This is a genomic window from Methylobacterium sp. P5_C11 (assembly GCF_054049775.1).
On record NZ_JBFULS010000021.1, the window covers coordinates 35110 to 58909 of the forward strand.

The 23800-nt window shown below is 69.9% G+C and carries 24 protein-coding genes; 6 read left to right on the top strand and 18 right to left on the bottom strand.

What is annotated here, in order from left to right:
* Positions 1-32: 32 nt before the first annotated feature.
* The 5 genes from ACXJKQ_RS13380 to solA form a co-directional block, all read right to left on the bottom strand.
* Complete coding sequence (locus ACXJKQ_RS13380; RefSeq protein WP_457106225.1) at positions 33-812, bottom strand: amino acid ABC transporter ATP-binding protein; 780 nt, start codon at positions 810-812, stop codon at positions 33-35.
* Between the two features lie 4 nt (positions 813-816).
* Positions 817-1689 (bottom strand): amino acid ABC transporter permease, encoded by an 873-nt coding sequence (locus ACXJKQ_RS13385; protein ID WP_457106226.1) that lies wholly within the window; start codon positions 1687-1689, stop codon positions 817-819.
* Positions 1686-2435: an amino acid ABC transporter permease gene (locus ACXJKQ_RS13390; protein ID WP_457106227.1), complete on the bottom strand. Its 750-nt coding sequence runs from the start codon at positions 2433-2435 to the stop codon at positions 1686-1688. The genes ACXJKQ_RS13385 and ACXJKQ_RS13390 overlap by 4 nt, the downstream gene beginning before the upstream one ends.
* A gap of 37 nt (positions 2436-2472) precedes the next feature.
* Entirely contained in the window at positions 2473-3315 is an 843-nt protein-coding gene (locus ACXJKQ_RS13395; protein WP_457106228.1) for a transporter substrate-binding domain-containing protein, read from the bottom strand.
* 120 nt (positions 3316-3435) lie between these two features.
* On the bottom strand, positions 3436-4608 hold the full coding sequence (solA, locus tag ACXJKQ_RS13400; protein WP_457106229.1) for an N-methyl-L-tryptophan oxidase: 1173 nt from the start codon (positions 4606-4608) through the stop codon (positions 3436-3438).
* Positions 4609-4798: 190 nt separating this feature from the next.
* Here solA and ACXJKQ_RS13405 point away from each other — a divergent pair, with 190 nt between their 5' ends.
* The 3 genes from ACXJKQ_RS13405 to ACXJKQ_RS13415 all read left to right on the top strand — a co-directional run bounded on the left by ACXJKQ_RS13405 (position 4799) and on the right by ACXJKQ_RS13415 (position 7745).
* The gene (locus ACXJKQ_RS13405) at positions 4799-5821 is read left to right on the top strand and encodes a GlxA family transcriptional regulator (RefSeq protein WP_457106230.1); all 1023 of its coding nucleotides are present in this window, start codon (positions 4799-4801) and stop codon (positions 5819-5821) included.
* Between the two features lie 71 nt (positions 5822-5892).
* On the top strand, positions 5893-6234 hold the full coding sequence (locus ACXJKQ_RS13410; RefSeq protein ID WP_457106275.1) for an ATP-binding cassette domain-containing protein: 342 nt from the start codon (positions 5893-5895) through the stop codon (positions 6232-6234).
* Positions 6189-7745, top strand: a complete 1557-nt coding sequence (locus ACXJKQ_RS13415; protein ID WP_457106231.1) for an amidase — start codon at positions 6189-6191, stop codon at positions 7743-7745. Before ACXJKQ_RS13410 ends, ACXJKQ_RS13415 begins: the two co-directional genes overlap by 46 nt.
* A gap of 27 nt (positions 7746-7772) precedes the next feature.
* On the opposite strand, the gene eutC is transcribed toward ACXJKQ_RS13415, so the two are convergent.
* The 13 genes from eutC to uraH all read right to left on the bottom strand — a co-directional run bounded on the left by eutC (position 7773) and on the right by uraH (position 20078).
* A complete protein-coding gene (gene eutC, locus ACXJKQ_RS13420; RefSeq protein WP_457106232.1) occupies positions 7773-8558 on the bottom strand; it encodes an ethanolamine ammonia-lyase subunit EutC in 786 nt (261 codons plus the stop codon).
* Entirely contained in the window at positions 8555-9958 is a 1404-nt protein-coding gene (locus ACXJKQ_RS13425) for an ethanolamine ammonia-lyase subunit EutB (protein WP_457106233.1), read from the bottom strand. The genes eutC and ACXJKQ_RS13425 overlap by 4 nt, the downstream gene beginning before the upstream one ends.
* A 109-nt stretch (positions 9959-10067) precedes the next feature.
* The gene (locus tag ACXJKQ_RS13430; RefSeq protein ID WP_457106234.1) at positions 10068-10766 is read right to left on the bottom strand and encodes a L,D-transpeptidase; all 699 of its coding nucleotides are present in this window, start codon (positions 10764-10766) and stop codon (positions 10068-10070) included.
* 260 nt (positions 10767-11026) lie between these two features.
* Complete coding sequence (locus ACXJKQ_RS13435; protein ID WP_457106235.1) at positions 11027-11788, bottom strand: SDR family NAD(P)-dependent oxidoreductase; 762 nt, start codon at positions 11786-11788, stop codon at positions 11027-11029.
* A gap of 21 nt (positions 11789-11809) precedes the next feature.
* A complete protein-coding gene (locus tag ACXJKQ_RS13440) occupies positions 11810-12802 on the bottom strand; it encodes an acetamidase/formamidase family protein (RefSeq protein ID WP_457106236.1) in 993 nt (330 codons plus the stop codon).
* Between the two features lie 33 nt (positions 12803-12835).
* Positions 12836-13546 (bottom strand): ABC transporter ATP-binding protein, encoded by a 711-nt coding sequence (locus tag ACXJKQ_RS13445; RefSeq protein WP_457106237.1) that lies wholly within the window; start codon positions 13544-13546, stop codon positions 12836-12838.
* Positions 13539-14285, bottom strand: coding sequence for an ABC transporter ATP-binding protein (locus ACXJKQ_RS13450; protein ID WP_457106238.1), 747 nt, complete (start codon positions 14283-14285; stop codon positions 13539-13541). Before ACXJKQ_RS13450 ends, ACXJKQ_RS13445 begins: the two co-directional genes overlap by 8 nt.
* A complete protein-coding gene (locus tag ACXJKQ_RS13455; RefSeq protein WP_457106239.1) occupies positions 14282-15328 on the bottom strand; it encodes a branched-chain amino acid ABC transporter permease in 1047 nt (348 codons plus the stop codon). Before ACXJKQ_RS13455 ends, ACXJKQ_RS13450 begins: the two co-directional genes overlap by 4 nt.
* Positions 15329-15350: 22 nt before the next feature.
* Positions 15351-16223 (bottom strand): ABC transporter permease subunit, encoded by an 873-nt coding sequence (locus ACXJKQ_RS13460; protein WP_457106240.1) that lies wholly within the window; start codon positions 16221-16223, stop codon positions 15351-15353.
* A gap of 171 nt (positions 16224-16394) precedes the next feature.
* Positions 16395-17642, bottom strand: coding sequence for an urea ABC transporter substrate-binding protein (locus ACXJKQ_RS13465; protein ID WP_457106241.1), 1248 nt, complete (start codon positions 17640-17642; stop codon positions 16395-16397).
* Between the two features lie 35 nt (positions 17643-17677).
* Entirely contained in the window at positions 17678-18319 is a 642-nt protein-coding gene (locus ACXJKQ_RS13470) for an ANTAR domain-containing response regulator (RefSeq protein WP_457106242.1), read from the bottom strand.
* Positions 18316-19470: a transporter substrate-binding domain-containing protein gene (locus ACXJKQ_RS13475; protein WP_457106243.1), complete on the bottom strand. Its 1155-nt coding sequence runs from the start codon at positions 19468-19470 to the stop codon at positions 18316-18318. The genes ACXJKQ_RS13470 and ACXJKQ_RS13475 overlap by 4 nt, the downstream gene beginning before the upstream one ends.
* Positions 19471-19724: 254 nt before the next feature.
* Positions 19725-20078, bottom strand: a complete 354-nt coding sequence (gene uraH, locus ACXJKQ_RS13480) for a hydroxyisourate hydrolase (protein ID WP_457106244.1) — start codon at positions 20076-20078, stop codon at positions 19725-19727.
* A gap of 380 nt (positions 20079-20458) precedes the next feature.
* Between uraH and ACXJKQ_RS13485 the strand changes: the two genes are divergently transcribed.
* The 3 genes from ACXJKQ_RS13485 to ACXJKQ_RS13495 all read left to right on the top strand — a co-directional run bounded on the left by ACXJKQ_RS13485 (position 20459) and on the right by ACXJKQ_RS13495 (position 23772).
* Entirely contained in the window at positions 20459-20884 is a 426-nt protein-coding gene (locus tag ACXJKQ_RS13485) for a hypothetical protein (RefSeq protein WP_457106245.1), read from the top strand.
* Positions 20885-21034: 150 nt separating this feature from the next.
* Complete coding sequence (locus ACXJKQ_RS13490; RefSeq protein ID WP_457106246.1) at positions 21035-21652, top strand: glutathione S-transferase family protein; 618 nt, start codon at positions 21035-21037, stop codon at positions 21650-21652.
* Between the two features lie 56 nt (positions 21653-21708).
* Entirely contained in the window at positions 21709-23772 is a 2064-nt protein-coding gene (locus tag ACXJKQ_RS13495) for a 2Fe-2S iron-sulfur cluster-binding protein (RefSeq protein ID WP_457106247.1), read from the top strand.
* The last annotated feature ends 28 nt before the right edge of the window (positions 23773-23800 follow it).

A 23800-nucleotide genomic window follows, 5' to 3' on the forward strand; every position in this document is an offset into this window, starting at 1 on the left:
TCGACGCGCGGTGCCGCCCGGGAAACGGATCGTCAGAGTACCTGCGAGAGGAAGCGGCGCGTCCGCTCATCCTGCGCGGACGCGAAGAAGGTCGCGGGCGGCCCGTGCTCCACGATCACGCCGCGATCGGTGAAATAGATGTGGTCGGCCACGTCGCGGGCGAAGTTCATCTCGTGCGTGACGAGCATGCAGGTCATGCCCTCTTCGGCGAGTTCGCGGATCGTGACCAGAACCTCCTTGACCGTCTCGGGGTCCAGGGCGGCGGTGACCTCGTCGAACAGCATCACGTCGGGCCGCATCGCCAGCGAACGGGCGATGGCGACGCGCTGCTGCTGGCCGCCCGACAGCTCGCCGGGATAGGCGTCCTCCTTGCCCGCCAGCCGCACCTTCGCGAGCAGAGCCCGGGCTCGGACCTCGACCTCGCGCCGATCCTGCCCAAGGACGTGGACGGGGGCCATCATGACGTTTTGCAGCGCGGTCTTGTGCGGGAACAGGTTGTACTGCTGAAACACCATGCCGACCTTGCGGCGCAGCGCCAGCTTGTCGAGCCGCGGATCGGTGACTTCGATTCCCTCGACCTGAATCGAGCCCGCAGTGACGGGGACCAGCGCGTTGACGCAGCGGATCAGCGTCGACTTCCCGGAACCCGAAGGCCCGATGATGCAGACCACCTCGCCCTTGCGCACATCGAAGCTGATCCCCTTCAGGACTTCGAATGTCCCGAAGGATTTGTGCACGTCGACGACGCGGACGATCGGCTGATCGGGTGTCCAGCCGTCGGACGGGGTAACGGCCATCGTCGCAGGCGTCATGCTTTCAACGAGTCTCGAAGCGGCGTTCCAGGGCGGCGGTCAGCCGGTCGATCGGATAGCAGTACAGGAAGAAGCACAGCAGGGCGAAACCGTAGAGCGGCGCGAACAGCTCCGGGCGCCCCCCCTCCGCCGCGTGCACCTGCGCGGTCAGCGTCAGCATCTCGGTCACGCCGACGATCGACGCCTGCACGGTCGCCATCGCGATCAGCGCGTAGACGTTCATCCAGGGCGGCAGCATGCGCTTCAGGCACTGGGGTAGAATGATCCGCCACATGGTCTGGCGTCGGGTGAAGGCCAGGGACTCGGCGGCCTCCCACTGCGTATTCGGGACCGAGCGCACGGCGCCGCGGACGATCTCGGCGACGTTGGCCATGACCGGCAGGCTGAAGCCGAACGTCGCCTTCACCCAATCGGGCAGCGGCACGCGAAATCCGAACACCGTGACCTGAAACGGCACCAGGAACATCACGAAGAACAGCAGCACCAGCCAGGGCACGTTGCGGAAGAACTGGGTGGCCGACCACGCGATGCCGCGCACCACCCGGCCCTCTGAGAGCATGGCAAGCCCGAGGCCGATGCCCGCGAGGGTGCCGAGTGCCATCGCCATCAGCGAGATGGCGACGTTGAAGGCGAAGCCGGTGAGCAGGAGGGGCGCCCACTTGATGACGACCTCCAGCGGCGAGAGGACGGCGACCCCGCCCTGTGCCCAGGCCGGGAGCGCGACGACCGCGACGCCGCACAGCAGCCAGCCATGGACGGGCCGAAGGCGCGCGCCCTGCCCTGCCCCGGCGTGGGCGAACGGCAGCAGCACCGGCAGGTCACCCGGCCGTCCGGCTGGGGCCCTGTCGCCGGGACGATTCGGATCGGCTGCGCTCATCGGCCGTAACCGGGGATGCGCAACGTCCGCTCGACGCGGTGCATGATCCAGACAAGGACGCCGACGAAGACCGCGTAGGTCGCGAGCAGGACGAGCATCATCTCGAGGACGTTCTGCGACTCGGACCAGATCTGCTTGACCGCGTACAGGGTCTCGGGGACCGCGATGGCGTAGGCGAGTGTCGTGGTCTTCAGGAGATTGATCAGGTTGTTGTTCAGCGCCGGCAGGCAGACGCGCAGCGCCAGCGGCAGAACGATATGGCGGTACGCCTTCAGGCGGGTGTAACCCAGGGCCTCCGCGGCCTCGATCGTTGTCCGGGGCACGGCCTCGATGCCCGACCGGAAGATCTCGACGTTGAAGGCGCCCGCGAACAGAGACAGCGAGACGATGGCCCATTGCACGTTGCTGAGGAGCGGGGCGCGCAAGCCATCCGCGGTGCGCAGGTCCGGCAGGATCGTGCCGAGGCCGAAATAGAAGAAGAAGATCTGCACGAGCGGCGGCGTGTTGCGAAACACCACCACGAAGCCGTTCACCAGCCCGCGCAGCAGACGCGACGGCCCGCTCTGCAGGAGCGCGCCGACCGCCCCGATCACGAGGCTGACCAGGATCGTGCTGACCGCGAGCAACAGCGTCATCCGGAGACCGGAGACGTAGCGGTCCCAGTCGTACGGATCGTAGAAGACGGTGAAGTTGAAGCCCGTCGTCTCGTAGAGACGCTGGAACCAGGCCTGGACCGCCTCGATCATCGCAGCCGGTGGCTCGGCTTCGTCGTACGAACCGCCATCAGTTGGTCGCGTTCTTGTACTTCTCGTGCATCGCCTTCGAGTAAGCGGTCGGCTCGATGCCCCACTTTTTCTCTTCGTCGACGATGAAGCCGGTCTTCATCCAGTCCTTGGTGGCGTTCTCGACCATCGCCTGAAGGGTGGCGTTGCCCTGCGCGACCGCCATCATCCACGGCGCATCGAGGATGCCCTTCAGGGGCAGCGCGTAGCCGGCCTTCCAGTCGTCGTCGAGAAGTTTACCCTGGAGCATGCTCTGGTCGTAGACGTAGCCGAGGCAATTGCCTTGCTTGAGCGCGAAGAGCGGCTTCTCGGAACCGTCGAAGGCGATGATCTCCGCCCCATAGGTGCGTGCGACGTCCTTGTTGTACCACGCCCCCGAGGTTGCGCAGAGCGGCTTACCCTTCAGCTGCGCCCAGTCGGTGATGCCGGAGGTCTTGGGCAGCAGCACGTTGACGAAATCCGAATAGTATTGCGGGTCGATGGCCTGCACGACGCGGCGGCGCTCCGGCTTGTCGGAAAGCGTGGCGATCAGCAGGTCGACCTTGCCCTGCTGCAGGAACTCGATCCGGTTGGCCGAGACCACCGGCACGAGTTCGAGCTTCACGCCGAGCCGCTTGGCGAGGTCGGCGGCGAGGTCGGGCTCAAGCCCGATGATCGTCCCGCTCGGGTCGCGGAAGCCGAAGGGCTTGTAGTCAGCCTTGACGCCGACGATCAGGGTGCCCCGCTGCTTGATCGCGTCCACGCCGTCGGCGGCCGCACTCCGGCTGGGCACGGAGAGGGTCGCAATCGCCGTGAGGGCGGCCAGCGCGCCGGCGGCCAGGGTGGTGCGGACGGTGTATCGCATCGGATCGTTCCTGCGCGGATGAACTGATCTTGGCATGGATTCAAGCAATCCACGAGCCATTCGAGCACCCGTTGTCGACGGGAGTCCCGGTTTGAGCAGCTGGAGGCGTTTCCCCGGGGCTCATCTTGCGAAGCGCGCGAGGGCGAACGGTCTCAGGTCGATCCGACCGGCATCGCCGGCCAGTTCCGCCGCGACAGTTTCCCCGATCCCGGCCGAGTGCTTGAAGCCGTGTCCCGAGCAGGCCGACACCACGAGCACCCGATCCAGGTCGGGATGGCGGTCGATGATGAAGCCGCGATCGGGGGTCACCGTGTAGACGCAGGCCGCGGCCCGGACGACCTCGGGTGTTGCGCCGGCCAGCCGGTTCGCGACGCGCAGCCGATACATCGCGTCGGATTCCGACGCGTCGACGACGCGGTTCACCTCGTCGGCGGTGGTGGTCGTGCTGTACTGCTCCGTCGCGACCTTGACGGCGTGCTCTCCCGGCATCGGCGGGAAGCCGTAGAGGTATTCCGTATCGCTCGTCCCGTACATCCAGATGAAGACCGGTGCCGACGGCCCGTACGCGGTTTCATCCGCCAGGGCATACCAGTGCAGGAGCTGGCGCCGGACCGTGAGCAGACGGTCGAACGGGCGGCCGAGCAGCGGTGCCGTCCAGGCGCCGGCGGCAACCACGGCGCGGTCGGCCAGGATCACGCCGTCCGTGGTCTCGATCCGGAGACCGGACCCGTCCTCCCGAAGCCCGAGCACTTCGCAGCCCGTCCGGATCTCGGCCCCGGCCGCGGCCGCGGAGGTGAGCTGCGCCGCGATGCAGCGCTCCGGGAACACGTAGCCGCCGCCCGGCTCGTAATACGCCTTCTCGTCACCCGCGAGATTCAGGAATTGCGGGAACCGGCGGGCGACCTCGGCGCCGTCGAGCACCTCGTGGGCGATCCCGGCGTCCTGCGCGGCGCCGATCGAGCGGCCGACGAAATCCGGCTTGCCATGGTGGGAGGAGACGCCGTGGCCGGGCGCCATGACGAGGGCGCCGCAGGCGTTCAGGAGGGTCTCTCCCGTCGCGGCCTCCAACTCGCGCCAAATGCGATGCGAGGCGGTGACGAAGGGGACGTAGTCGCGCCCCTCACCCACGGCCTGCCGGGTGATCCGCGTCTCGCCGTGGCTCGACCCGAGCGCATGCGGCGGCGCGAAGCGGTCGAGCCCGATCACTGCGGCCCCGCGCTTCGCCAGCTGATAAAGGGCGGCGCTGCCCATCGCGCCGAGCCCCAGCACGGCAACGTCGACCCGGCGGCTCACGGGCGCACGTCCATCGCTGCGCCGTGGCGGGGATCATCCGCGTCGCGGGAGGGCGGCAGATCGGCGGGTCGAGGCATCCTGGATCGATCTCGGACGACGCAACGGGAGATTTCGAGCATGACGCGTCCGCGTTGTTGCGCTTGACCAAAACAGACGGTTTCTTGACCCGATGAGACGCCAGACACCCCAGATGCGTGATGCCGACCGCCCGGCGCCGGGCGACACGCTGCAGGAGATCGGCTTCATCCTCGTTCCGGGTTTCGCGCTGATGTCGTTCGCGTCGGCCTGCGAGCCGTTCCGGGCGGCCAACGATCTCGCGGGACTCCCCCTCTACCGGCTGCGCTATTTCGGTGAGGGCGGGGGTCGGGTGGCCTCGTCGTCCGGAACCGAGGTTCCCATCGAGGATCTGCCCCGCACCCGCGGGCATCTTCATACGGTCTTCGTCTGCGCCGGTGGCGAGCCGACCGGCTGGGACCGGCCCGTGATCCACGCCGCCCTGCGGCGGCTCGCCCGCTTCGGTGTCCGCATCGGCGGCATCTCGGGCGGCCCCTACCTGATGGCCGCCGCGGGATTGCTGTCTGACCGCGCATTCACGGTCCACTGGGAATATGCGGGTGCCACCGTGGAGGCGTTCCCGGATGCGCGCCTGAAACGGGCGCGGTTCGTCGCCGACGTCGATCGCCCGACCTGCGGCGGCGGCGTCGCGCCCCTCGACATGGCTCACACGCTGATCGCCGAACGCCTGGGGCCAGCCTTCGCGCGCCGCGTCTCCGACTGGTTCCTGCATACGGCGGTCGGGGCCGCGGACGATCCGCAGCGTGCATCCGCGGTCGAACGCTACGGCGTCCACCATCCGGCTCTGCTGGCGGTCATCGAGACGATGGAGAAGACGGTCGAGGCGCCGCTCGGCCGCCAAGCCATGGCACGTCTCGCCTCGGTCAGCCCGCGTCACCTCGACCGCCTGTTCCTCGAGAAGCGCGGACTGAGCTTCTCAGCCCAGTACAGGGCCATCCGCCTCGCCCATGGCCGGCGGCTGCTGCGCCAGAGTCCACTCAGGATCGGTGAGATCGCGACGGCCTGCGGCTTCGCGAGCACGGCCCATTTCTCACGGTGCTACCGATCGCATTTCCGCTGCAGCCCCTCTTCCGAACGCTCCCGAGGCGGTCAGGTCGCGCACGCGCAAGACGCCGTGTCGGCTCCGGAACACGCCTGAGAGCGACTGTCCCCCGCTGAGCCTCTGACCGGTCAGCTGCCTCCTGTCGAAGCGGGTGAGCGGACGAGACCATCGCGGAGAACCACGCCACCGTCCCCCGGCTCAAGGCCTCTCTCGACAGGCCCGGAAGCGCCCTCTCGGGCGGCGCATGGCAAGTGCCGGCGCTGGCCCGCTGTCTGTGCAGCGCGCCGACCATTCTCCTGCCCGACGAGCCGACGGAGGGAATCCTGATCCTGCAGACGGGGGTCATCAAACGCGAGGTCCCGACCGAAGTCACCCGCGACCGCTCGCTGATCGACGCGTTCGTCGGTATGACCGGAGCCGCCACCGCAATCCTTTTCTCCCTGGCCAAACCCGGAGCTCTCCGATGGATGCCGCCCCGATCGACGCGCCCGACCTCGCCGGGATGCTGACCGAGATGACCGTGGCCGACGTTCAGGCTGCCTTCGCCCGGGGCGTGACGGCCGAGGCCCTGACCCGGGCCTTCCTGGCGCGGATCGAAGACCTCAACCCGCGCTACAACGCGATGATATTCCTGAACCCGCACGCCCTCGAGGAGGCGCGGACGATCGACCGGCGCCGGGCCGCGGGCGAGCCGCTGGGACCGCTGGCGGGCGTGCCGGTGGCGATCAAGGACACGATGGACGTCGCCGGCCTGCCCACCACCGCTGGCTGGCACTTCCTCTGCGCCAAAGCGGGGGGCGTCGACCTGATGCCCGCGACGGACGCGCCCGTGGTTGAGCGCATGCGCGCGGCGGGCTGCGTCATCCTCGGCAAAACCAACGTGCCCGTCCTCAGCGCCACGGGCAGCCACGCCAACGACAGCTGGGCAGGCCCGACGCTCAACGCCATGGCGCCGGACCTCCTGCCCGGCGGGTCGAGCGCCGGCACCGCTACCGCCGTCGCCGCCAGCCTCGCGGTGCTGGGGCTCGCCGAGGAAACCGGCGGCTCGATCCAGAATCCCGCCTCGGCGCAGGGCCTCGTCGGCATCAAGCCGACCTTCGCCCTGGTGCCCAATACCGGCGTGGTCCCCCTCGCCGGAAGCACCCGCGACGTGGTCGGACCGATCGCCCGCTGCGTGCGCGACGCCGCGCTGACACTGGATGCCCTGGCGGGCTACACGGCCGGCGACCCGAAGACCGTGGCCGGGATCGGCCGCCGTCCGAAGGGGGGCTACGCCGCCGGGCTCTCCGGGACGGCCCTGCGGGGCAAGCGCCTCGGCCTCTACGGACCGGGCTGGCGCGATCGCGCCCTGTCCCCCGAGACGACCCGGCTCTACGCCCGGGCGCAGGGCGAGATCGCGGGGCGAGGCGCCACCCTGGTGGCCGATCCGTTCGCCGGCAGCGGCTTCGCCGCGCTCGGTCAGCCCGTCGCGGGCCTCGACCATTACGATGCCCGAGGCATCGAGAGCGTGCCGTTCGACCTTCACCTCTATCTGCAACGGCTCGGCCCGCAGGCCGCGTACCGGTCCTTCGCCGCGTTCGCCGCAGCCACGAAGGCGGAGGACCCGTTCGCGCCGGGCGGCGTGCTCGACTGGATGAACCAGGTTCCAGCCTTCGCGCCCTGCCTCGCCGACCCGCTCGCCCCGCCCGACCTGTCGGATTTCCTGGCGGCACGCGAGCGCTACCTGGAGATCTTCACGGACGTGATGACGGAGCACCGTCTCGACGCCCTGGTCTTCCCGCAGACCCGGGACGCGGTACCGGCCCTGCACGGATCGGAGCCGATCCACGAGACGACCGTGTGCGAAATCAACATCGCCGGCCTTCCGGGCGTGGTCGTCCCGGCCGGCCGCTACGTCTCGGGCTCGCCCTTCTGCCTGATCTTCGTCGGGCCGCTCTGGAGCGAGGCCGGCCTCCTCGCGCTGGCTTACGACTACGAGCAGGCGACCCGCTACCGTCAGGCCCCCGCTCTCCCGGCCTGACGCCCCGCGCCGCCGGCCCGGCGGGACCTATCCTGCCGGAAGGGACGGCGCCGGCGGCGCGACGAGGCTCTCCCGGCGCAGGCCGACGCCGCTCGTGCCCTGCGCCAGCATCGCCCGCAGCAAGGCGTCCATCTGATCGGCGGCCGCCTCGATCGCGAGCCCGTCCTGACGGATGTTCGAGATGCAGTTGCGCCGGGAATCGGGCAGGCCCGGCTGCGGACCGAATGTGATGTAGCAGCCCAGGCTGTCGGAGGCCGACAGACCTGGCCGCTCGCCGATCAGCACGACGACGCAGCGCGCCCCGAGGCGAGCGCCGACGGAATCGCCGATCGCCACCCGTCCCTGCCGCGCGACCACGACGGGGGCGAGGCTCCAGCCGGCCCGGCGCACCCGCGCGGCGAGCGCGGCGGCGGCCGGCACGGCGTTGAGAGCGACCGCCGTGGCCGAAAGGCCGTCCGCGATGACGATGGCGACGTCGGAACCCCGTTCGAGCCCGTCGAGGGCCGCCGCCGAGTCCGGGTGAAGCGTCCGGCCCCGGTCAGGCCGGCGCAGGTACTCGGCCCGATCGACCACGTTGGATCGGACCTCCACGGCGTCGAGACCCTGTTCCCGGAGGCCGTCGCGGATCGCGTCCGTGTCGAGGGGGGTCCAGACCGCCTCGCGGGCACGGGCATGGTCGAGGCCGAAGGCGAGCGCCGCCCCGGTCGGCAGACCGGCGCCGTGCGCGCCCAGGGCGATGCGGGCCTGGGTCAAGGCGCGCAGGTCACGCAGCGACGGCGCCCTGGCGCGGGTGGGCTCGGCGGGTTCGCTCATGCCGCCCGTCCGGGCAGGAGCCGGGACGCGGCGGCGAGGGCCTCGGGCAGTTCACCCGCCGCACCGGCGAGCCGGCCCTGCGCGTCCGTGATGCGGACGTCGCGCAGCCACGCCTCGAATTCCGGAGCCGGCGGCCGTCCGAGGGTCTCGCGGGCGAAGACTGCATCGTGATGGGACAGGGACTGGTAGTTCAGCATCACGTCGTCCGCTCCCGGCACGGTGATGACGAAATTGACGCCGGCCGCGCAGAGCAGGGTCAGGAGCGCGTCCATATCCTCGCCATCGGCATCGGCATGGTTGGTGTAGCAGACGTCCACACCCATCGGCAGGCCCAGCAGCTTGCCGCAGAAATGGTCCTCCAGTCCGGCCCGGATGATCTGCTTGCCGTTGTAGAGGTATTCGGGGCCGATGAAGCCGACGACCGTATTGACGAGCAAGGGATCGAACTCCCGCGCCACGGCGTAGGCACGCGCCTCCATGGTCTGCTGGTCGACGCCCCAATGGGCGTCCGCCGAGAGGGCCGAGCCCTGGCCGGTCTCGAAATACATGACCTGCCCGCCCGCCGGGCAGCGGCCCAGCGCCCGCGCCGCCGCGGAGGCTTCGCGCAGGAGGTCGAGGTCCACGCCGAACCCGGCATTGGCTTTCTGCGAGCCTGCGACCGATTGGAACACCAAGTCCACCGGGGCACCCTGGGCCATCGCCTCGATGGCGACGGTGACGTGGCCGAGGCAGCAATGCTGGGTCGGAACGCCGAGGCGCAGGCGCAGCGTCTCGAGGAGTTCGACGATCCGGATGTAGTCCGGCAGCGAATCGGTGGCCGGGTTCACGCCGATCACCGCGTCGCCCGAGCCCATCAGCAGACCGTCGAGGGCCGAGATCAGGATGCCTTCCGATGAATCGGTCGGATGGTTAGGCTGGTTGCGGGTCGCGAGGCGGCCGGGCAGGCCGATCGTGGAGCGGAAGCGCGTCACCACCGGCCGCTTGGCGGCGATGGCGACGAGGTCCTGCAGCCGGCAGATCTTGGAGACCGCGGCGACCATCTCCGGCGTGAGGCCGGGCGACAGGGCGGCGAGCGCCTGCGCGTCGGCGGCGGGGGAGAGCAGCCACTCGCGGAAGGCGCCGACCGTCAGGGAGGAGACCGGCGCGAAGGCACCCGCGTCGTGCCGGCGGGCGATGAGGTCGGAGACCTCGTCCTCCTCAGAGGGGATCAGCTCCTCGGCCAGGAAGGTCTTCAGCGGCAGGTCCGCCAGCGCGATCTGCGCGGCCAGACGCTCCACCGGCCCCTCCGCGCAGAGGCCGGCGAGCTGGTCGCCCGACCGCTCCGGCGTGGCCTTGGCGAGGAGGCTGCGCAAGTCGGGAAAGGTGAAGCGTGTGCCTTCGATCGTCGACGCATAGGCCATGGCGGGCACTCCCGGCGCGCTGTCGGACGTCAGGTAGCCCGATCGTGCCGGATTTCGAGTCCGCCGGGGAGCGGGGACGGCGCCCGCCCCGCGCGGACCTTGCCCGCCCTCAGGCCGGCAGCACGACCACCTTCGTCTTCACCGGAGTCCGGGCGTAGAGGTGGATCATGTCCTGGCTGAGCAGGCCGACGCAGCCGCTGGTGATGCCCGTGCCGATCGATTCGGCGTCGCTGCTCGCGTAGATCGTGTACAGCGTGTAGGCGCCGTTCTGGTAGAGATGGAGCGTGCGGGCGCCGAGCGGGTTGTCGAGGCCGCCGGGCATGCCGCGGGCGTATTTCGCGGCCTCGGGCTGGCGGCGGATCATCTCCTTGGGTGGGGTCCAGGTCGCCCATTCGGACTTGCGGCCGACATAGGCGTCGCCGTTCCACAGGAAGCCCTGACGGCCGACATTGGCGCCGTAGCGCGTGGCGGCGCCATCGCCCTCGATGCGGTAGACGTAGTAGTTGGCGGGATCGACCACGATCGTGCCGGGCGCCTCCGACGAGGCGTACTGGACGGTCCGTCGATAGTATTTCGGGTTGACCTTGCTGACGTCGACCGCCGGGATCGGGAACTTCTCGTTTGGCATCGGCCCGTAGGTCTTCGCCGCCTCGGCCATGAGCAGGGTGTCGGTCGTCCCGCACCCGCCGAGCGAGAGGGCGCCGATCCCGAGGGCCGAGCCGGCCAGGAACGATCGGCGGCTGAGAATCCCCGCCTCGCGCCGCGCCTGCCCGTCGAGGCCACCGACCATGCGATCGTCCGTCATCATCGCCCTGGACTTCCCTGTCCTGCAGCCCGGCGCGGCCACGCGACGTGTCCCCGTCGCGCGAACGGCCAAGCTTGAGAGTGCCGCGTGCCAGCGCGCGCGGCAAGCTTGTCTTTACAGAGTCGAGAGCGGCCGAAATGCGTCGCAAGTGTGGTGGGTCCTCGCGATCTCCGGACTTGGTTGCTGAACGACCGTGCTGAATGCGCCGAGTGTGCTTCGGACGTCGCAGGCGTCCCGGCGCGGGGCGAGGCCGGTCGGCGGCGTCAGAACTGCACGCCGCGGGTCAGGCTGCCGTCCACCACGAGGTTGGTGCCGGTGATGAAGCTCGCGGCCGGGCTCGCCAGGAAGACGGCCGCGCGGGCCACCTCCTCCGGCCGCGCCATGCGTCCGGTCGGGTTCAGCCGGAGCGCCTCGGCGAACAGCGCCGGGTTGCCGGTCTCGATCTGGTGCCAGACGCCGCCCGCGAAGTAGGTGTTTCCGGGGGAGACCGAGTTGGCGCGAATGTTCCGGGGCGCGAGCTGGAAGGCCAACCCCTGCGCGTAGTGGATCAGCGCCGCCTTGAAGGCGCCGTAGGGACCGGCCGCGAAGTCGATCTCGCGCCCGGAGACGCTGGAGATGACGACGATCGCGCCGGCCTCGGAGCGTTCGAGGAACGGCATCGCCGCCTCGACCGCCGACACGGTGCCCATCATGTCGACGGCGAAGCCGCTGCGCCACGCCGCCTCGTCGCTGCCGACCGCCAGGGCGCTCACGTTCGGCACCACGATGTCGAGGCCGCCGAGTTCCTCCGCGGCCTCGGCGATCCAGCCGCGCAGGGCGGCGGAATCGGCGACGTCGAGGGCGCGCCCGGTCGCCGCCACGCCCTTCGCGCGCAGGGCGTCGACCTTGGCGGCGACCTCCGCGGCGTTGCGGGCGCAGAGGGCGACGGACGCCCCCTCGTCCGCCAGCAGGTCCACGATCGCCGCGCCGATCCCCTTGGTGCCGCCGGTCACCAGCGCCCGGCGGCCTCTGAGCCCGAGATCCATGCCATCCTCCTTCGTCGCCGGTCAGGCGTGGGCGATCGCCTTCGTGATCGAGGCGCCGAGCGTGTATTTCGGATCGACCATGTTGCCGAGCCGCACGCGCCCGCACTGCGTGAGCAGCATGTAGGCGTCGATCTCGTCGAAGCCGAAATCGGCCGCGAGCCAGCGGATCAGCTCCCGGTAGGCGATGCGCGCGGCGTCCTCCATCGGGCGGGACGAGCCGATCGTCATGTAGAAGTCTTCGGTCTCGAGCCGCGGCCAGCGGAAGGTCCAGCCCTTGATCAGGTCGATCTGCACCGTCGTGTGGGTGGGGTGCTCCACCGCGACGCCGCAGAGCTCGCCGTCGCCCTGCGCGGCGTGGCAGTCGCCGAGGTAGAGGAGCGCGCCCTTGGCATTCACCGGCAGGTAGATCACCGCGCCGACGCCGACGTCCGGCAGGTCCATGTTGCCGCCGTAGTAGTCCGGCTGCAGCGAGGAGATCGCCTCGATCTCCGGCGAGGTGCCGATCGTGCCGATGAACGGCTGGTAGGGCAGCGTGATCCGGTCGTTCCAGCGCACGCCGTGCTCGGCCGTGACCTCGAGCTTGCGCACCCGCTCGGGGAGCGGCGGATTGAGGAGCGCGGTGTCGCCGGTGGCGACGAGGCCGCCGAATTCCGGCATGATCAGCGTCGTGCCGCAGGGCTGCGGGCCGCGCGGCCGGATCGAGCGGATCGCCACCGCGAGGCAGTCGCCCTTCTCGGCGCCGTTGACGTAGATCGGCCCATTCTGCGGGTTGAGGTAGGGGAAGTTCAGGATCTGCGTCGGGCTGTCGGTCTCGTGGCGGATCTTGCCCTCGAAGGCGTCGTGGGTCTCGACGGTGACGACGGCGCCGGGATCGACGGTCAGCACCGGCTCGGCGAAGGGGCCGTAAACGTAGTGATAGCGGCCCTGCTCGGCCTCGGTGATCGTGTGCTCCCGGCCGGGCTTGCCGCCGGCGACACCCTTGCGGGCCATGATGGACTGGTCGAGCCACTGCATGGTCGTCTCTCCCTTGGTTGTCGGACTTTGTTCTCAGACGGCGAGGTGGCGCCGCACGAGGTCGCGGTCGTCGAGGTCCCGGGCCGTCAGCTCCGCGACGATCCGGCCCTTGTCCATGACGTAGCTGCGCTGGGCCATGGCGCGGATCAGGTCGAGGTTCTGCTCCACGAACACGATCGTCACCCCGGTGCGGCGGTTGAGATCGACCAGGGTGCGGCCGATCTGCTGCACCACCGAGGGCTGGATGCCCTCGGAGGGCTCGTCGAGCAGGATCAGCGCGGGTCCGCCGACGAGGACGCGGCCGATGGCGAGCTGCTGCTGCTGCCCGCCCGAGAGCGTCCCCGCCCGCTGCCCGCGCCGCTCCCGCAGGATCGGGAACGGCCCGAAGGCGCGCTCGTAATCCGGCCGCTCGCCCTTCGGCAGCAGCGACGCGCCGACCGTCAGGTTGTCGGCGACGCTCATGCGCGGGAACACGTCGCGGCCCTGGGGAACGTAGCCGATGCCGAGGCGGGCGCGCCGGTGGGCGGCGAGCCCCTCCACGGCCGCGCCGCGGAACGCGATGCCACCCGCGGAGGCGGGCAAGAGCCCGACGAGGCTGCGCATCAGCGTCGACTTGCCGACGCCATTGCGGCCGATCACCGCCACGATCTCGCCGGGCCGGACCGCGAGGTCGACGCCCTGCAGCACGGGCTTGCCGCCGTAGCCGGCGCGCAGGCCGGTCGTCGCGAGGAGCGGCTCAGGCATCGGCGACGCTCCGCAGCGGCGGCGCGTCCGCCTCCCCGAGATAGATCGCGGCGACCCGCTCGTCCGCGATGATCGCGTCGGTGGTCCCCTGGGCGAAGATGCGCCCGACATGGAGCACGGTCACCCGCTGGGCGATCTGCCGGACAAAAGCCATGTCGTGCTCGATAGCCAGCACCGCGACGCCGTCGCGGTTGAGCGCCTGCACCATTTCGCCGGTGGCGAAGGTCTCGTCCGGCGACATCCCGGCGGTGGGCTCGTCGAGGAGGAGCAGGCGTGGCCTGAGGCTGATCGCCATGCCGATCTCCAGCCACTGCTTCTGCCCGTGGCTGAGGTTGCCGGCGCGGTCGGAGGCCGCCGCACCGAGGTTGAGGAAGGCGAGCAGCCGGCGGATCTCGGCGCCGAGCGAGGCGCCCTCCAGGTGGTGCTGCAGCGCGATCTCCAGGTTGTGGGCGACCGACAGGCTCGGGAAGATGCCCGGCACCTGGAACTTGACGCTCATGCCCCGCCGGATCCGCGCGAAGGGCTTGAGCGCGGTGATGTCCTCGCCGGCGTAGAGGATCTGCCCCCGCTCCGGCGTGTACTCGCCGAGCAGCAAGCGGAAGAAGGTGCTCTTGCCGGCGCCGTTCGGCCCGATCAGGCAGTGGATCTCCCCCGCCGCGAGGGCGAAGTTCACGTCGTTGGTGACGTGCAGTCCGCCGAAATGCTTGCTGAGGGCACGGGTCTCGAGGAGCGGGGTCATCGGCCGGCCTCCCGGCGGCGCAGGCGACCGAGCCGGCGCATGGCCGCCACCACGAGGCCGTCAGGCGCCGCCAGCACCACCACGACGAGGAGCAGGCCCATCACCACGAGGGCATACTGGCTGCCGTAGATCGTCAGCGCCTGGAAGCCGCCGAGCACCACGAGGGTGCCGATGAGCGTGGCCGTCAGGTCGCCGCGGCCGCCGACCGCGACCCAGATCACCGGCAGCGCGGCGGCGGTCAGCCCCATGCTGGAGGGCGTGATGTACTGGCCCCAGGCGGTGTAGAGCGTGCCGCTCAGCCCCGCGAGGGCCGAGCCGATCACGAAGGCGGCGAGCTGGTAGCGCCGCACGTCGTAGCCGAGCATCTCGGCCCGTTCCGGGTTCTCGCGGATCGCCACCAGCACGTTGCCGAACCGGGCGTTCACCAGGATGCGCAGCGCGAGGTAAACGACGATCAGGAGAGCCAGCAGCCCGTAGTAGAGGGCGACGTCGGGAAACAGCACGACGTCGCCGTCGAGCCACGGCACGGTCAGGGGCGGCATGCCGCTCATGCCGTTGTAGCCGTTGAGCCGCGCCGCGCCGATCTTCCATTCCGGGCCGGCGGTCTGCGCCATGAAGCGCTCCAGTGCGAGCGTCACCGACAGGGTGATGATGCCGAGGAAGACCCCGCCGATCCGGCCGAAGAACAGGAAGTAGCCGAGGAGCGCCGCCATGACGGCCGAGAGGGCCACGGCCAGCACCAGCGCCGCCAGGGTGAAGCCGTAGGCGGCGCCGACATTGAGGGTGAGCACCCCGTAGGCGTAGCCGGACAGGCCGAAGAAGGCGGTCTGGCCGAAGCTCAGCGCGCCGCCGTAGCCCCAGATCAGGCACAGGCCGAGCGCCATGAACACCCAGCAGAAGAAGTAGGCCGTGTTGCCGACCGTGTAGCCGTCCGCGAACCACGGGTAGGCGATGGCGGCGGCGATCGCGAGGGCGAAGGCGGTCCAGAAGGCAGGGCCGCGTCCCAGGGTCTGCGGGCCTTCGAGGCGCCGGAGAAGGGTCATCGCCAAAGTCCCCGCCATGGCCTCAGGCCCGCTCGCGCAGGATCAGGCCCGAGATGCCCCGCGGCAGCACCCGGATCACCAGGATCACCGCGAGGAGGAGCCCGATCTGCCCGAAGAGCTGGCCCTGCCAGGTGGTGAGGAGCGCCCGCACCGTGCCGAGCACCAGAGCCGCCGGCGCCGTACCGAGGAAGATGTCGGCGCCCCCCACGACCACGGTCACGAAGGCCTCCATGATGAAGGTCGTCCCCATGGTCGGCACGATCGTCATGGTCGGCGCGTAGAGCCCGCCCGCGAGGCCCGCCAGCGCCGCCCCGAGGCCGAAGGTCAGGGCGTAGACCGTGCGCGTATCGACGCCGAGGGCCTCGGCCATGTGCGGCACCTGGATGGTGGCCCGCGCGAGCGTGCCGAAGCGGGTGGCGTTGAAGGCGAGGTAGAGCCCGGCCAGCACCGCGACGGCGGCGACCATCAGCACCACGCGGTAGGTCGAATAGGAGTAGCCGCCGACCGTGAAGCTGCCGAGCGGCGTGCCGATCCCCGGCATGCTGGAGCCCAGCAGGATCAGCGTGCCCTGCGTCGCCGCGAGGCTGATGCCCCAGGTCGCCACGATCGTGTCCAGGGGTCGCCCGTAGAGGTGGCGGATGACGAGGCGCTCCATCACCATGCCGACGGCCCCGGCGACGAGCGCGCCGGCCAGGATGCCCAGCGGCAGCGGCAGCCCGGCCCGCGTGGTCGCCGCCGTGACGTAGGCCCCGCACATGATGAGTTCGCCGTGCGCGAGGTTGATGACGCCCATCATGCCGAACACCACCGCGAGACCGCAGGCGGAGAGCACGAGGAAGGAGAACGCATCCCCGATCTGGTAGAGGAACGTGAAGGCGTGGGTCAGCAGGTCCATCCGGAGGCCCGATCGTGATGGCTGGGGGCCGGAACCCGGGCTCCGGCGGTGTCGCGTCGTTTCCGGGCCCGGGGCCGCGGCGGCGCGTCTCACGAGCGCGCGCCGGCCCGGTTCAGGCCGCCGCGTCCGCGACGGCGCGTTGCGCGGCGCGCGGACGACCGGCCCGGCGGCTCAGGGCTTCGGCGGGTTGCTCGGCGTGTACTGCGCTATCGGATCCTTCTGGGTCAGGTCGCAGCCGGCCTTCCCGAGCCAGTAGGGCTGGATGTTCTCCCAGGTCTTCGGGAACGAGATCGCGTGCTTCTCGTCGACCTTGGCGAGGTAAATCGTATGGGAGACGTGCTGGCTCTTGGGATCGATGCAGACCTTGCCCTCCGGCGCGTCCACGCAGACGTCGCCCGCCGCGATGACCTTGCGCAGGTCGGCGCGCTTGGTCGAGCCGTTCGCCCGCTCGACCATCTGCTTGTAGAGGTAGACCGCGAGATAGGAGTTCTCGGCCTCCTGGTTGACGTAGGGCTCGTTCGGGAACTTCGCCTTCCACTTGGCGAGGAACGCCTTGCTCGACGGGCTGTCGACCTCCTCGATGTAGTTCGTGGTCACGTACATGTTGGCGAGGCTCGGGGGCTGGAACCGCTTGTGCTCGTAGCCCTGGCCGACATTGACCGACGAGCCCATCGGCACCTTCAGGTTCGCGGCTGCCGCCTGCTCGTAATAGGAGGCCTGCGCGGTCCCGACGAGCAGCGTCATCAGGATGTCGGGCTTGGCCTTCTGGATGTTCTGGATCGTCTGCGAGAACTGCGACACGCCGAGGGGGATGAACTCCTCGCCGACCATCTCGCCGCCGTTCTCTTTGACGATATTGCGCACCCACTCGGCCGAGATCTGACCGAAATTGTAGTCGGCCGCGATCGTGTAGACCCGCTTGCCGAACTTCTCCATCATCCACGGGATCAGCGTCGAGAACTGCTGCTCGGGCACCGCGCCGGTGACGACCATGTGCCCGTCGCAGACGCCGCCCTCGTACTGGTTGTTGTAGAAGGCGAAGCCGTCGAGCTGGTCGACGATCGGCCGGTAGGCCTCGCGCGACGCGCTGGAGAAGCCTGCGAAGACGGCGTTGACCTTGTCGCGCTGGAGTACCCGGCGCATGAATTCCTGATAGCGCGTGTTGTCGGACTGCGTGTCGTAGATCACGAGTTCCAGCTTGCGCCCGGCGATGCCGCCCGCGGCGTTGATCTCGTCCGCGGCGAGCTGGATACCGTGGACCTTTCCGATCGTGGCGATCGCGAAGTCGCCGGACTGATCCTCGAGGACGCCGAGCTTGATCGGGTCGGCGGCCCGAGCCGCCGGTGCGGCCAGGGGTGCGCTCAGGAGCAGGGCGGCCGCCAGGGCGGACAAACGTGGTCCGCGGGAGGGTGTCGGCATCGGGGCGTCCTCGTCTTCGGGGGTTGCTGGGAACTTCACGAGCGGGCGAGGCGCGCGGGCGCGATGGGCGCCGCGATCGGCGGGCGCGCCTGCACCAGGGCTTCGCAATAGGTTTCGAGGGGCTGGCGGGCGCGCATCGCGTCGCGGCGCAGCGCCTCGTAGGCCGCATCGTCGTCGAGGCCGTGCTCGTGCATCACCCGCAGGATCGCCTTGACGACGTGGCGCCGGCCGCGCCGCCGCTCCTCGTGACGCGCGAGGCGCTCCTCGAGGACGCGCCGGCGGTTGTGCTCGTTCACCGCGAGGAACAGGGCCGCATAAACCGAGGCGCCGTGGATCGGCTTGCGCAGCAGCCCGGTGGCGCCGAGCTGGAGCAGGCCCTTGAGGCGGCTCGGAGCCTCCACGCCCACGAGGCCGACCACGGGGACCGGCGGCAGGTCGGAGACGGCGCTCGCCGCGATGCCCGGCAGCGGCAGGTCGCCGTCCACGATGACGATGTGATGCTCGGGATCGAGGATCGCGAAATTGAGCCAGGGCGCGTCACCGGCCGGGAGGACCGAGGCCACGGTGAGCCCGAGCTTCATCAGCGTGCCGGCCAGAACCTCGGTGGCGGTGGTGGGCGGCGCGATCAGCAGGGCGTGCGCGCCGCTGAAATTCTGGATCAGGCGGGGATTGGTCATGGCACCACCCGCAGGTGCGGGCGCCGGCTCACCGGCACCACGCGCGGGTCGCTGCGCACCAGATAGGGGTCGGGCGCCACGGGTTCTGCTGCCTGCGCCACGATGGTGAAGCGGGCGGCTGCCGTCGAGAGTCCGATACGCGGCGTCAGGCAGGCATGCAGGGTCGTCTCGTCGAGGCGCACCCGCCCTTGCGGCGCCTCGAAGTCGCCCGCGCAGGCGGCCCGGCGCACCGCTGTGGCGTCCTCCGTCCCGGCCCGTGCCAGCGCCCGCGCCAGCAGATGGACCGCGAGATACGAGGATTCGGTGTCGGCCGACGCGGTCGGACCTTCGGGAAAGCGCGCCGCATAGGCCGCCGTGAAGGCACGGTTGCGGGGCGTGTCGATCGACGTGAAGTAGACGCTCGAGGACAGGTGCCCCTCGACCGCCTCCGGCCCGAGGGCCTCCAGCTCCGGCTCGGCGAGGCTGCAGCTGGCGACCGGCATCGTCCGCGGCTGGTCGATGCCGCGCGTGCGGCAGGCGCTGCGAAAATCGCGGAAGAACCGGTACGCCGAGGTTCCGATCAGGGTGTTGAACACGAAGTCCGGCCGCGCGGCCAGGATCGCCTCGATCACTTGGTTGAAGGCGGTCTCGCCCACCGCGAAGTAGCGCTCGCCCGCGACCCGGCCTCCCGCGATCGCCAGGGTCTCGCGCAGGATCCGGTTGTTCTCCCACGCCCAGATGTAGTTGGCCCCGACGCAGAACGCCGTCCTGCCGCCCTGGGCGAGCAGGTGCTGCACCAGAGGCACGATGTGCTGGTTCGGTGCCGCTCCCGTATAGATCACGTTCGCGGAGGTCTCGAAGCCTTCGTAATGCGACGGATACCAGAGCAGAGCTTCCCGCTTCTCGAAGATCGGGATGATCTCCTTGCGGCTCGACGACGTGTAGCAGCCCACCACGTGCCGGATCCCCGCGCCGAGGAGCCGTTCGGCGCCGGCGACGTAGCCGGCGAGAACGCCCTGCGGATCGACGAACACCGGCTCGAGGACGACGTCGCCCTGCGCATTCACCTCCTCGACGGCCAGGGTGGCGCCGTTCAGCATCGCCCGCCCGAGAAGGCCATACGGACCGTCCGCGGAGAACAGGATGCCGATCCGGTGATGGCTGTGACCCATGCAATCCTTCAGAACGCAAAAAGCCCGCCAGTGCGTGAGCACTGCGGGCGGCATCGCCAGGACAGTTCGAGATAGATTGGCGCGAAACTGGGCAGCTTTGCCCCACGCCTGAAAACAAGGCTCTTCGGTTATGGCGCCGGTGTCAARCCCGGGCCGAAGCTTTCGGAAGTCGTGTCCGGCGCGGCCCTCGACCGGGGGCGGCCGAACGGCCGAACGACGGGACGGACCCCGTGTGCGCCGCGGCCGGGGCCGGCTCAGCTGCCGCGGTAGGTGGTGTAGCTCCACGGGGCGATCAGCAGCGGGACGTGATAGCGCCCGTCCGGATCGGAGACCCCGAACCGGACGGGTACGACATCGAGGAACGGCGGCTCCCCGGTCACGCCCGCCCCGGCGAAATAGGCGCCGACATGGAAGGTGAGCTCGTAGATGCCGACCGCCAGTGCCGTGCCTTCGAGCAGCGGGCGGTCGGTGCGCCCGTCGGCATTGGTGACGGCCGACGCAACGAGCTCCGCGGCTCCGCTGGGGGCCAGACGGTTCAGTGCGACGGCGACGCCCGCCGCCGGCCTGCCCGAGGCGGTGTCCAACACGTGGGTCGAGAGATGGCCCATGGCGAAGCTCCTTGCGGGAATGGGGGAACATCGCGTCCGGTGGCCGCGGGGGATGCGGAGGCGGACGCGACACGCGAGACGAGCATGCAAGAACGCGCCCGCGCAACCCGAGAGGGACTGCCAAGTCCCGCACGGGGCGGACGATCCTTCACCGTCAGCCGACCGCCGGCACCGTGTCGCGCACCGCGTCCAGCCAAGCTGGGACGTTCGCGTTGGGCCGATCGGCCTTCGCCGAGGATGGCGGTGCAGGCAGCGCGACCCTGGGCGGATCGGTTCCAAGACCAACCGATGGAGCGATCGTCTTCCATCGAATGCTGTTGCAGGATATCAATATCTCTATCATCATCGATGGTCTAAATTATTGTCTGCATGAGTGATCGATGAATATCTCGTTCGTGCTTGCCGCATCTGCGATTGCCGTCGCGATCGCGACGCCGGCTCAATCCCGCTCCAAGGCGGCGGCTTACCTGATCCAGCAGGAAATCGCGGATGGATGCGAAAGTCGTCACGGCACGATGGACGAGTCCGGAGCTGTAGAACGCGACCTCGACGGTGACGGCTTGCCGGACCTCATCATCGCACACGATGCCATCCGCTGCTCGGGATCGTCCACGCGCAGCCAGAATTGCGGCATGCAGGTCTGCGCGGTGACGTTCTACATGCGGCGGGGTCAGCTCCTGCAAAATGTTCACACCATGCTCGGCGCCGGCATCCGGGTCGGCCCGGAACGGATTCCGAAGGTGCACATGTTTGCCCATGGCGGCAGCCGTGGCTTCGTCCGTTGGAACGGTCACGGCTTTCAGTGACGCGGTCTGGTGAGATCGGCACCACGCACGGATTATTCCGCAAACCGGAATTTTGTACTGTCCAGAACGCGCATTCTGTCAGAAGCGCAGTCGCGGCATCCTGTTCCAACGGCTCGGGGCGAACCCCGACCCCGACGGAGGCCCGCACCCATGAAGCTCTATCACCATCCTCTCTCGGGCCATGCCCACCGCGCGCGCCTGTGCCTGGCGCTGATCGGTGCCCCCCACGAGCTGATCGAGGTCGATCTGAAGGCCGGCGCGCACAAGACGCCGGGCTTCCTCGCGTTGAATCCGTTCGGCCAGGTTCCGGTGCTCGATGACGACGGTACGATCGTGTCCGATTCCAACGCGATCCTCGTCTACGTCGCGAAGCGCCTCGGACGCTCCGATTGGCTGCCCGAAGATCCGCGGGGCGCGGCCGCGGTCCAGCGCTGGCTGTCGGTCGCCGCGGGTGAGATCGCCTATGGTCCGGCCGCGGCACGGCTGATCACGGTCTTCGGGGCCGGATTCCGTCCCGAGGAGGTGATCGCCCGGGCGCATACGCTGCTCGCGCGGATCGAGGCACACCTCGCCGACCGGGACTGGCTGGCGGCCGAGCGGCCGACCATCGCGGACGTGGCGGTCTACAGCTATGTGGCCCGCGCACCGGAGGGCAATGTAGACCTGTCCGGCTACCCGAACGTGCAGGCGTTCCTGCGCCGGACCGAGGGGCTGCCGGGCTTCGTCCCCTTTGCCGAAACCCAGGCCGGCCTCACGGCGGCGGCATGACGGGCGGGTCCGGGCGCGCCCGCGCACCGGACCGGACAGGAGCGGAGGGCGCGGACATGGATCACGGTCGGACCCTGCCGAAGCTGCCGACTTGGCATGCCGGCGAAATATCCATTCAGGAGACGGTCGGCGTCGCCGGGCGGATGGAGGCGATCGGTCGGCAGGTGGTGCGGGACCATATGCCCGATCAGCATCGCGCCTTCTACGCGCAGATCCCCTTCGTCGTGCTTGGAACCGTCGACCGGCAGGGAGACGCGTGGGCCACGCTCCTGGCCGGCGGACCCGGCTTCGTCAGCGCGCCGACACCCACCGCCCTGGACATCGATGCGCGGCCCGACCCCGGAGACCCCGCGGCCGAGGGGATGCGCGACGGGGAGGCCGTCGGTCTCCTCGGCATCGAACTGCATACCCGCAGGCGTAACCGTGTGAACGGGATCGTGCGGTCGTCTGCCGGCGGGGCGTTGCGCGTCGAGGTCGACCAGAGCTTCGGGAACTGTCCCCAATACATCCAGCTCCGCGACATGACCCTCGCCAGGGATCCCCGCGCGCCGGCCGCGGCCCCGGTCGAGGAGATCGCAAATCTCGACGGAGCGGCGCGCGTCATGATCGCGGCCGCCGACACGTTCTTCGTGGCCTCCTACACCGAGCGGGAGGGTCGCCGTCAGGCCGACGTCTCGCATCGCGGCGGCAAGGCGGGGTTCGTCCGCGTCGCCGCGGACGGCACGCTGACCATTCCCGATTTCGCCGGCAACCTGTTCTTCGCCACCCTCGGCAACATCCTCCTGAACGGGAAGGCCGGGCTGGTCTTCACCGATTTCGAGACCGGCGAACTCCTCCATCTGACCGGCGAGGCCGCGGTGATCCTGGATTCGCCCGAGATCGCAGCCTTCCAGGGCGCCGAGCGGCTCTGGACCTTTCGGCCGCACCGGGTCGTGCGAAGGCGCGGCGCGCTCCCGCTGCGCTGGTCGTTCCGGGCAGATAGCTGGTCACCCAACACGCTGACGACCGGCGACTGGACGGAGGCAGACGACCGTGTGCGGGCGGCCGACCGCGCGGCTCGCTGGCGGCCGTTCCGAGTGACGCGGATCGTCGAGGAGAGCCGTGCCGTCCGCTCCTTCCATCTGGCGCCGGCCGACGGCGCCGGCCGGATTGCGCACCAAGCAGGCCAGCATCTTCCGATCCGGGTGATGCTGCCGGGCACGGAGGCGGCGGTCATCCGAACCTACACGCTCTCGGTCGCGCCCTCCGACCCGACCTATCGAATCAGCGTGAAGCGCGACGGGGCCGTCTCGTGCCATCTCCACGACGACGTCCGGGTCGGCGACCTCATCGAGGCGCGCGCACCGGACGGACGCTTCACCCTCGACGCCCATGAGCCGCGCCCGGTGGTCCTCCTGGGCGGCGGAATCGGGATCACACCGCTCCTCGCGATGCTCCGACACGTCGTGTACGAGGGTCTGCGCACCCGCAAGCTCCGACCGACCACGCTGTTTTACGCCGCCCGCTCGAAAGCCGACCGACCGTTCGACGCAGAGCTGTCCGATCTGGCCGCAGCCGCGCAGGGTGCCGTCAGGATCGTGCGCGTCCTGAGCGACGTCTCCGACGCCCGGGCCGGCCTCGATTACGAGGCCGCGGGCCGGATCGACATGGTCCTGCTGACACGCGTTCTGGCCTTCGCCGATTACGATTTCTACCTGTGCGGGCCGTCAGCCTTCACTCAGGCGCTCTACGACGGGCTGCGCGGCACCAACGTGCCGGATGACCGGATCCACGCGGAGGCGTTCGGTCCCTCGACACTGGTCAGGACGGGCGGGCCGGCGGTCTTCGCCCCACCCCGCCCGCCGGCCTCGGCCGAGTCGGTGCCCGTGGCCTTCCTCGAAACCGGGAAGGAGGCGCGCTGGATACCGGGATCGGGCAGCCTCCTCGATCTCGCCGAATCCCGGGGGCTCGCGCCCGAGTTCAGTTGCCGCGAGGGGACCTGCGGGACCTGTCGCACCACGTTGCTCGCCGGCTCGGTGACCTATCTCAAGGAACCGAGCGCCGCCGTGGCGGAGGACGAGGTGCTGATCTGCTCGGCGGTGCCGGCCGACGGGACGGAGCGGATTCAGCTCGCCCTGTGACGCGCGTCGCAGCCCGCACGATCCGCTC

Coding starts and splice junctions, on each gene's coding strand:
- ACXJKQ_RS13380 (WP_457106225.1), bottom strand. CDS start 812: ATGACGCCTGCGACGATGGCCGTTACCCCGTCCGACGGCTGGACACCC.
- ACXJKQ_RS13485 (WP_457106245.1), top strand. CDS start 20,459: ATGAATATCTCGTTCGTGCTTGCCGCATCTGCGATTGCCGTCGCGATC.
- ACXJKQ_RS13465 (WP_457106241.1), bottom strand. CDS start 17,642: ATGCCGACACCCTCCCGCGGACCACGTTTGTCCGCCCTGGCGGCCGCC.
- ACXJKQ_RS13475 (WP_457106243.1), bottom strand. CDS start 19,470: ATGGGTCACAGCCATCACCGGATCGGCATCCTGTTCTCCGCGGACGGT.
- ACXJKQ_RS13385 (WP_457106226.1), bottom strand. CDS start 1,689: ATGAGCGCAGCCGATCCGAATCGTCCCGGCGACAGGGCCCCAGCCGGA.
- ACXJKQ_RS13440 (WP_457106236.1), bottom strand. CDS start 12,802: ATGCAGTGGCTCGACCAGTCCATCATGGCCCGCAAGGGTGTCGCCGGC.
- ACXJKQ_RS13445 (WP_457106237.1), bottom strand. CDS start 13,546: ATGCCTGAGCCGCTCCTCGCGACGACCGGCCTGCGCGCCGGCTACGGC.
- ACXJKQ_RS13490 (WP_457106246.1), top strand. CDS start 21,035: ATGAAGCTCTATCACCATCCTCTCTCGGGCCATGCCCACCGCGCGCGC.
- uraH (WP_457106244.1), bottom strand. CDS start 20,078: ATGGGCCATCTCTCGACCCACGTGTTGGACACCGCCTCGGGCAGGCCG.
- ACXJKQ_RS13425 (WP_457106233.1), bottom strand. CDS start 9,958: ATGGCCTATGCGTCGACGATCGAAGGCACACGCTTCACCTTTCCCGAC.
- ACXJKQ_RS13405 (WP_457106230.1), top strand. CDS start 4,799: ATGCGTGATGCCGACCGCCCGGCGCCGGGCGACACGCTGCAGGAGATC.
- ACXJKQ_RS13395 (WP_457106228.1), bottom strand. CDS start 3,315: ATGCGATACACCGTCCGCACCACCCTGGCCGCCGGCGCGCTGGCCGCC.
- ACXJKQ_RS13470 (WP_457106242.1), bottom strand. CDS start 18,319: ATGACCAATCCCCGCCTGATCCAGAATTTCAGCGGCGCGCACGCCCTG.
- eutC (WP_457106232.1), bottom strand. CDS start 8,558: ATGAGCGAACCCGCCGAGCCCACCCGCGCCAGGGCGCCGTCGCTGCGT.
- ACXJKQ_RS13415 (WP_457106231.1), top strand. CDS start 6,189: ATGGATGCCGCCCCGATCGACGCGCCCGACCTCGCCGGGATGCTGACC.
- ACXJKQ_RS13430 (WP_457106234.1), bottom strand. CDS start 10,766: ATGATGACGGACGATCGCATGGTCGGTGGCCTCGACGGGCAGGCGCGG.
- ACXJKQ_RS13450 (WP_457106238.1), bottom strand. CDS start 14,285: ATGACCCCGCTCCTCGAGACCCGTGCCCTCAGCAAGCATTTCGGCGGA.
- ACXJKQ_RS13460 (WP_457106240.1), bottom strand. CDS start 16,223: ATGGACCTGCTGACCCACGCCTTCACGTTCCTCTACCAGATCGGGGAT.
- ACXJKQ_RS13390 (WP_457106227.1), bottom strand. CDS start 2,435: ATGATCGAGGCGGTCCAGGCCTGGTTCCAGCGTCTCTACGAGACGACG.
- ACXJKQ_RS13495 (WP_457106247.1), top strand. CDS start 21,709: ATGGATCACGGTCGGACCCTGCCGAAGCTGCCGACTTGGCATGCCGGC.
- ACXJKQ_RS13455 (WP_457106239.1), bottom strand. CDS start 15,328: ATGACCCTTCTCCGGCGCCTCGAAGGCCCGCAGACCCTGGGACGCGGC.
- ACXJKQ_RS13435 (WP_457106235.1), bottom strand. CDS start 11,788: ATGGATCTCGGGCTCAGAGGCCGCCGGGCGCTGGTGACCGGCGGCACC.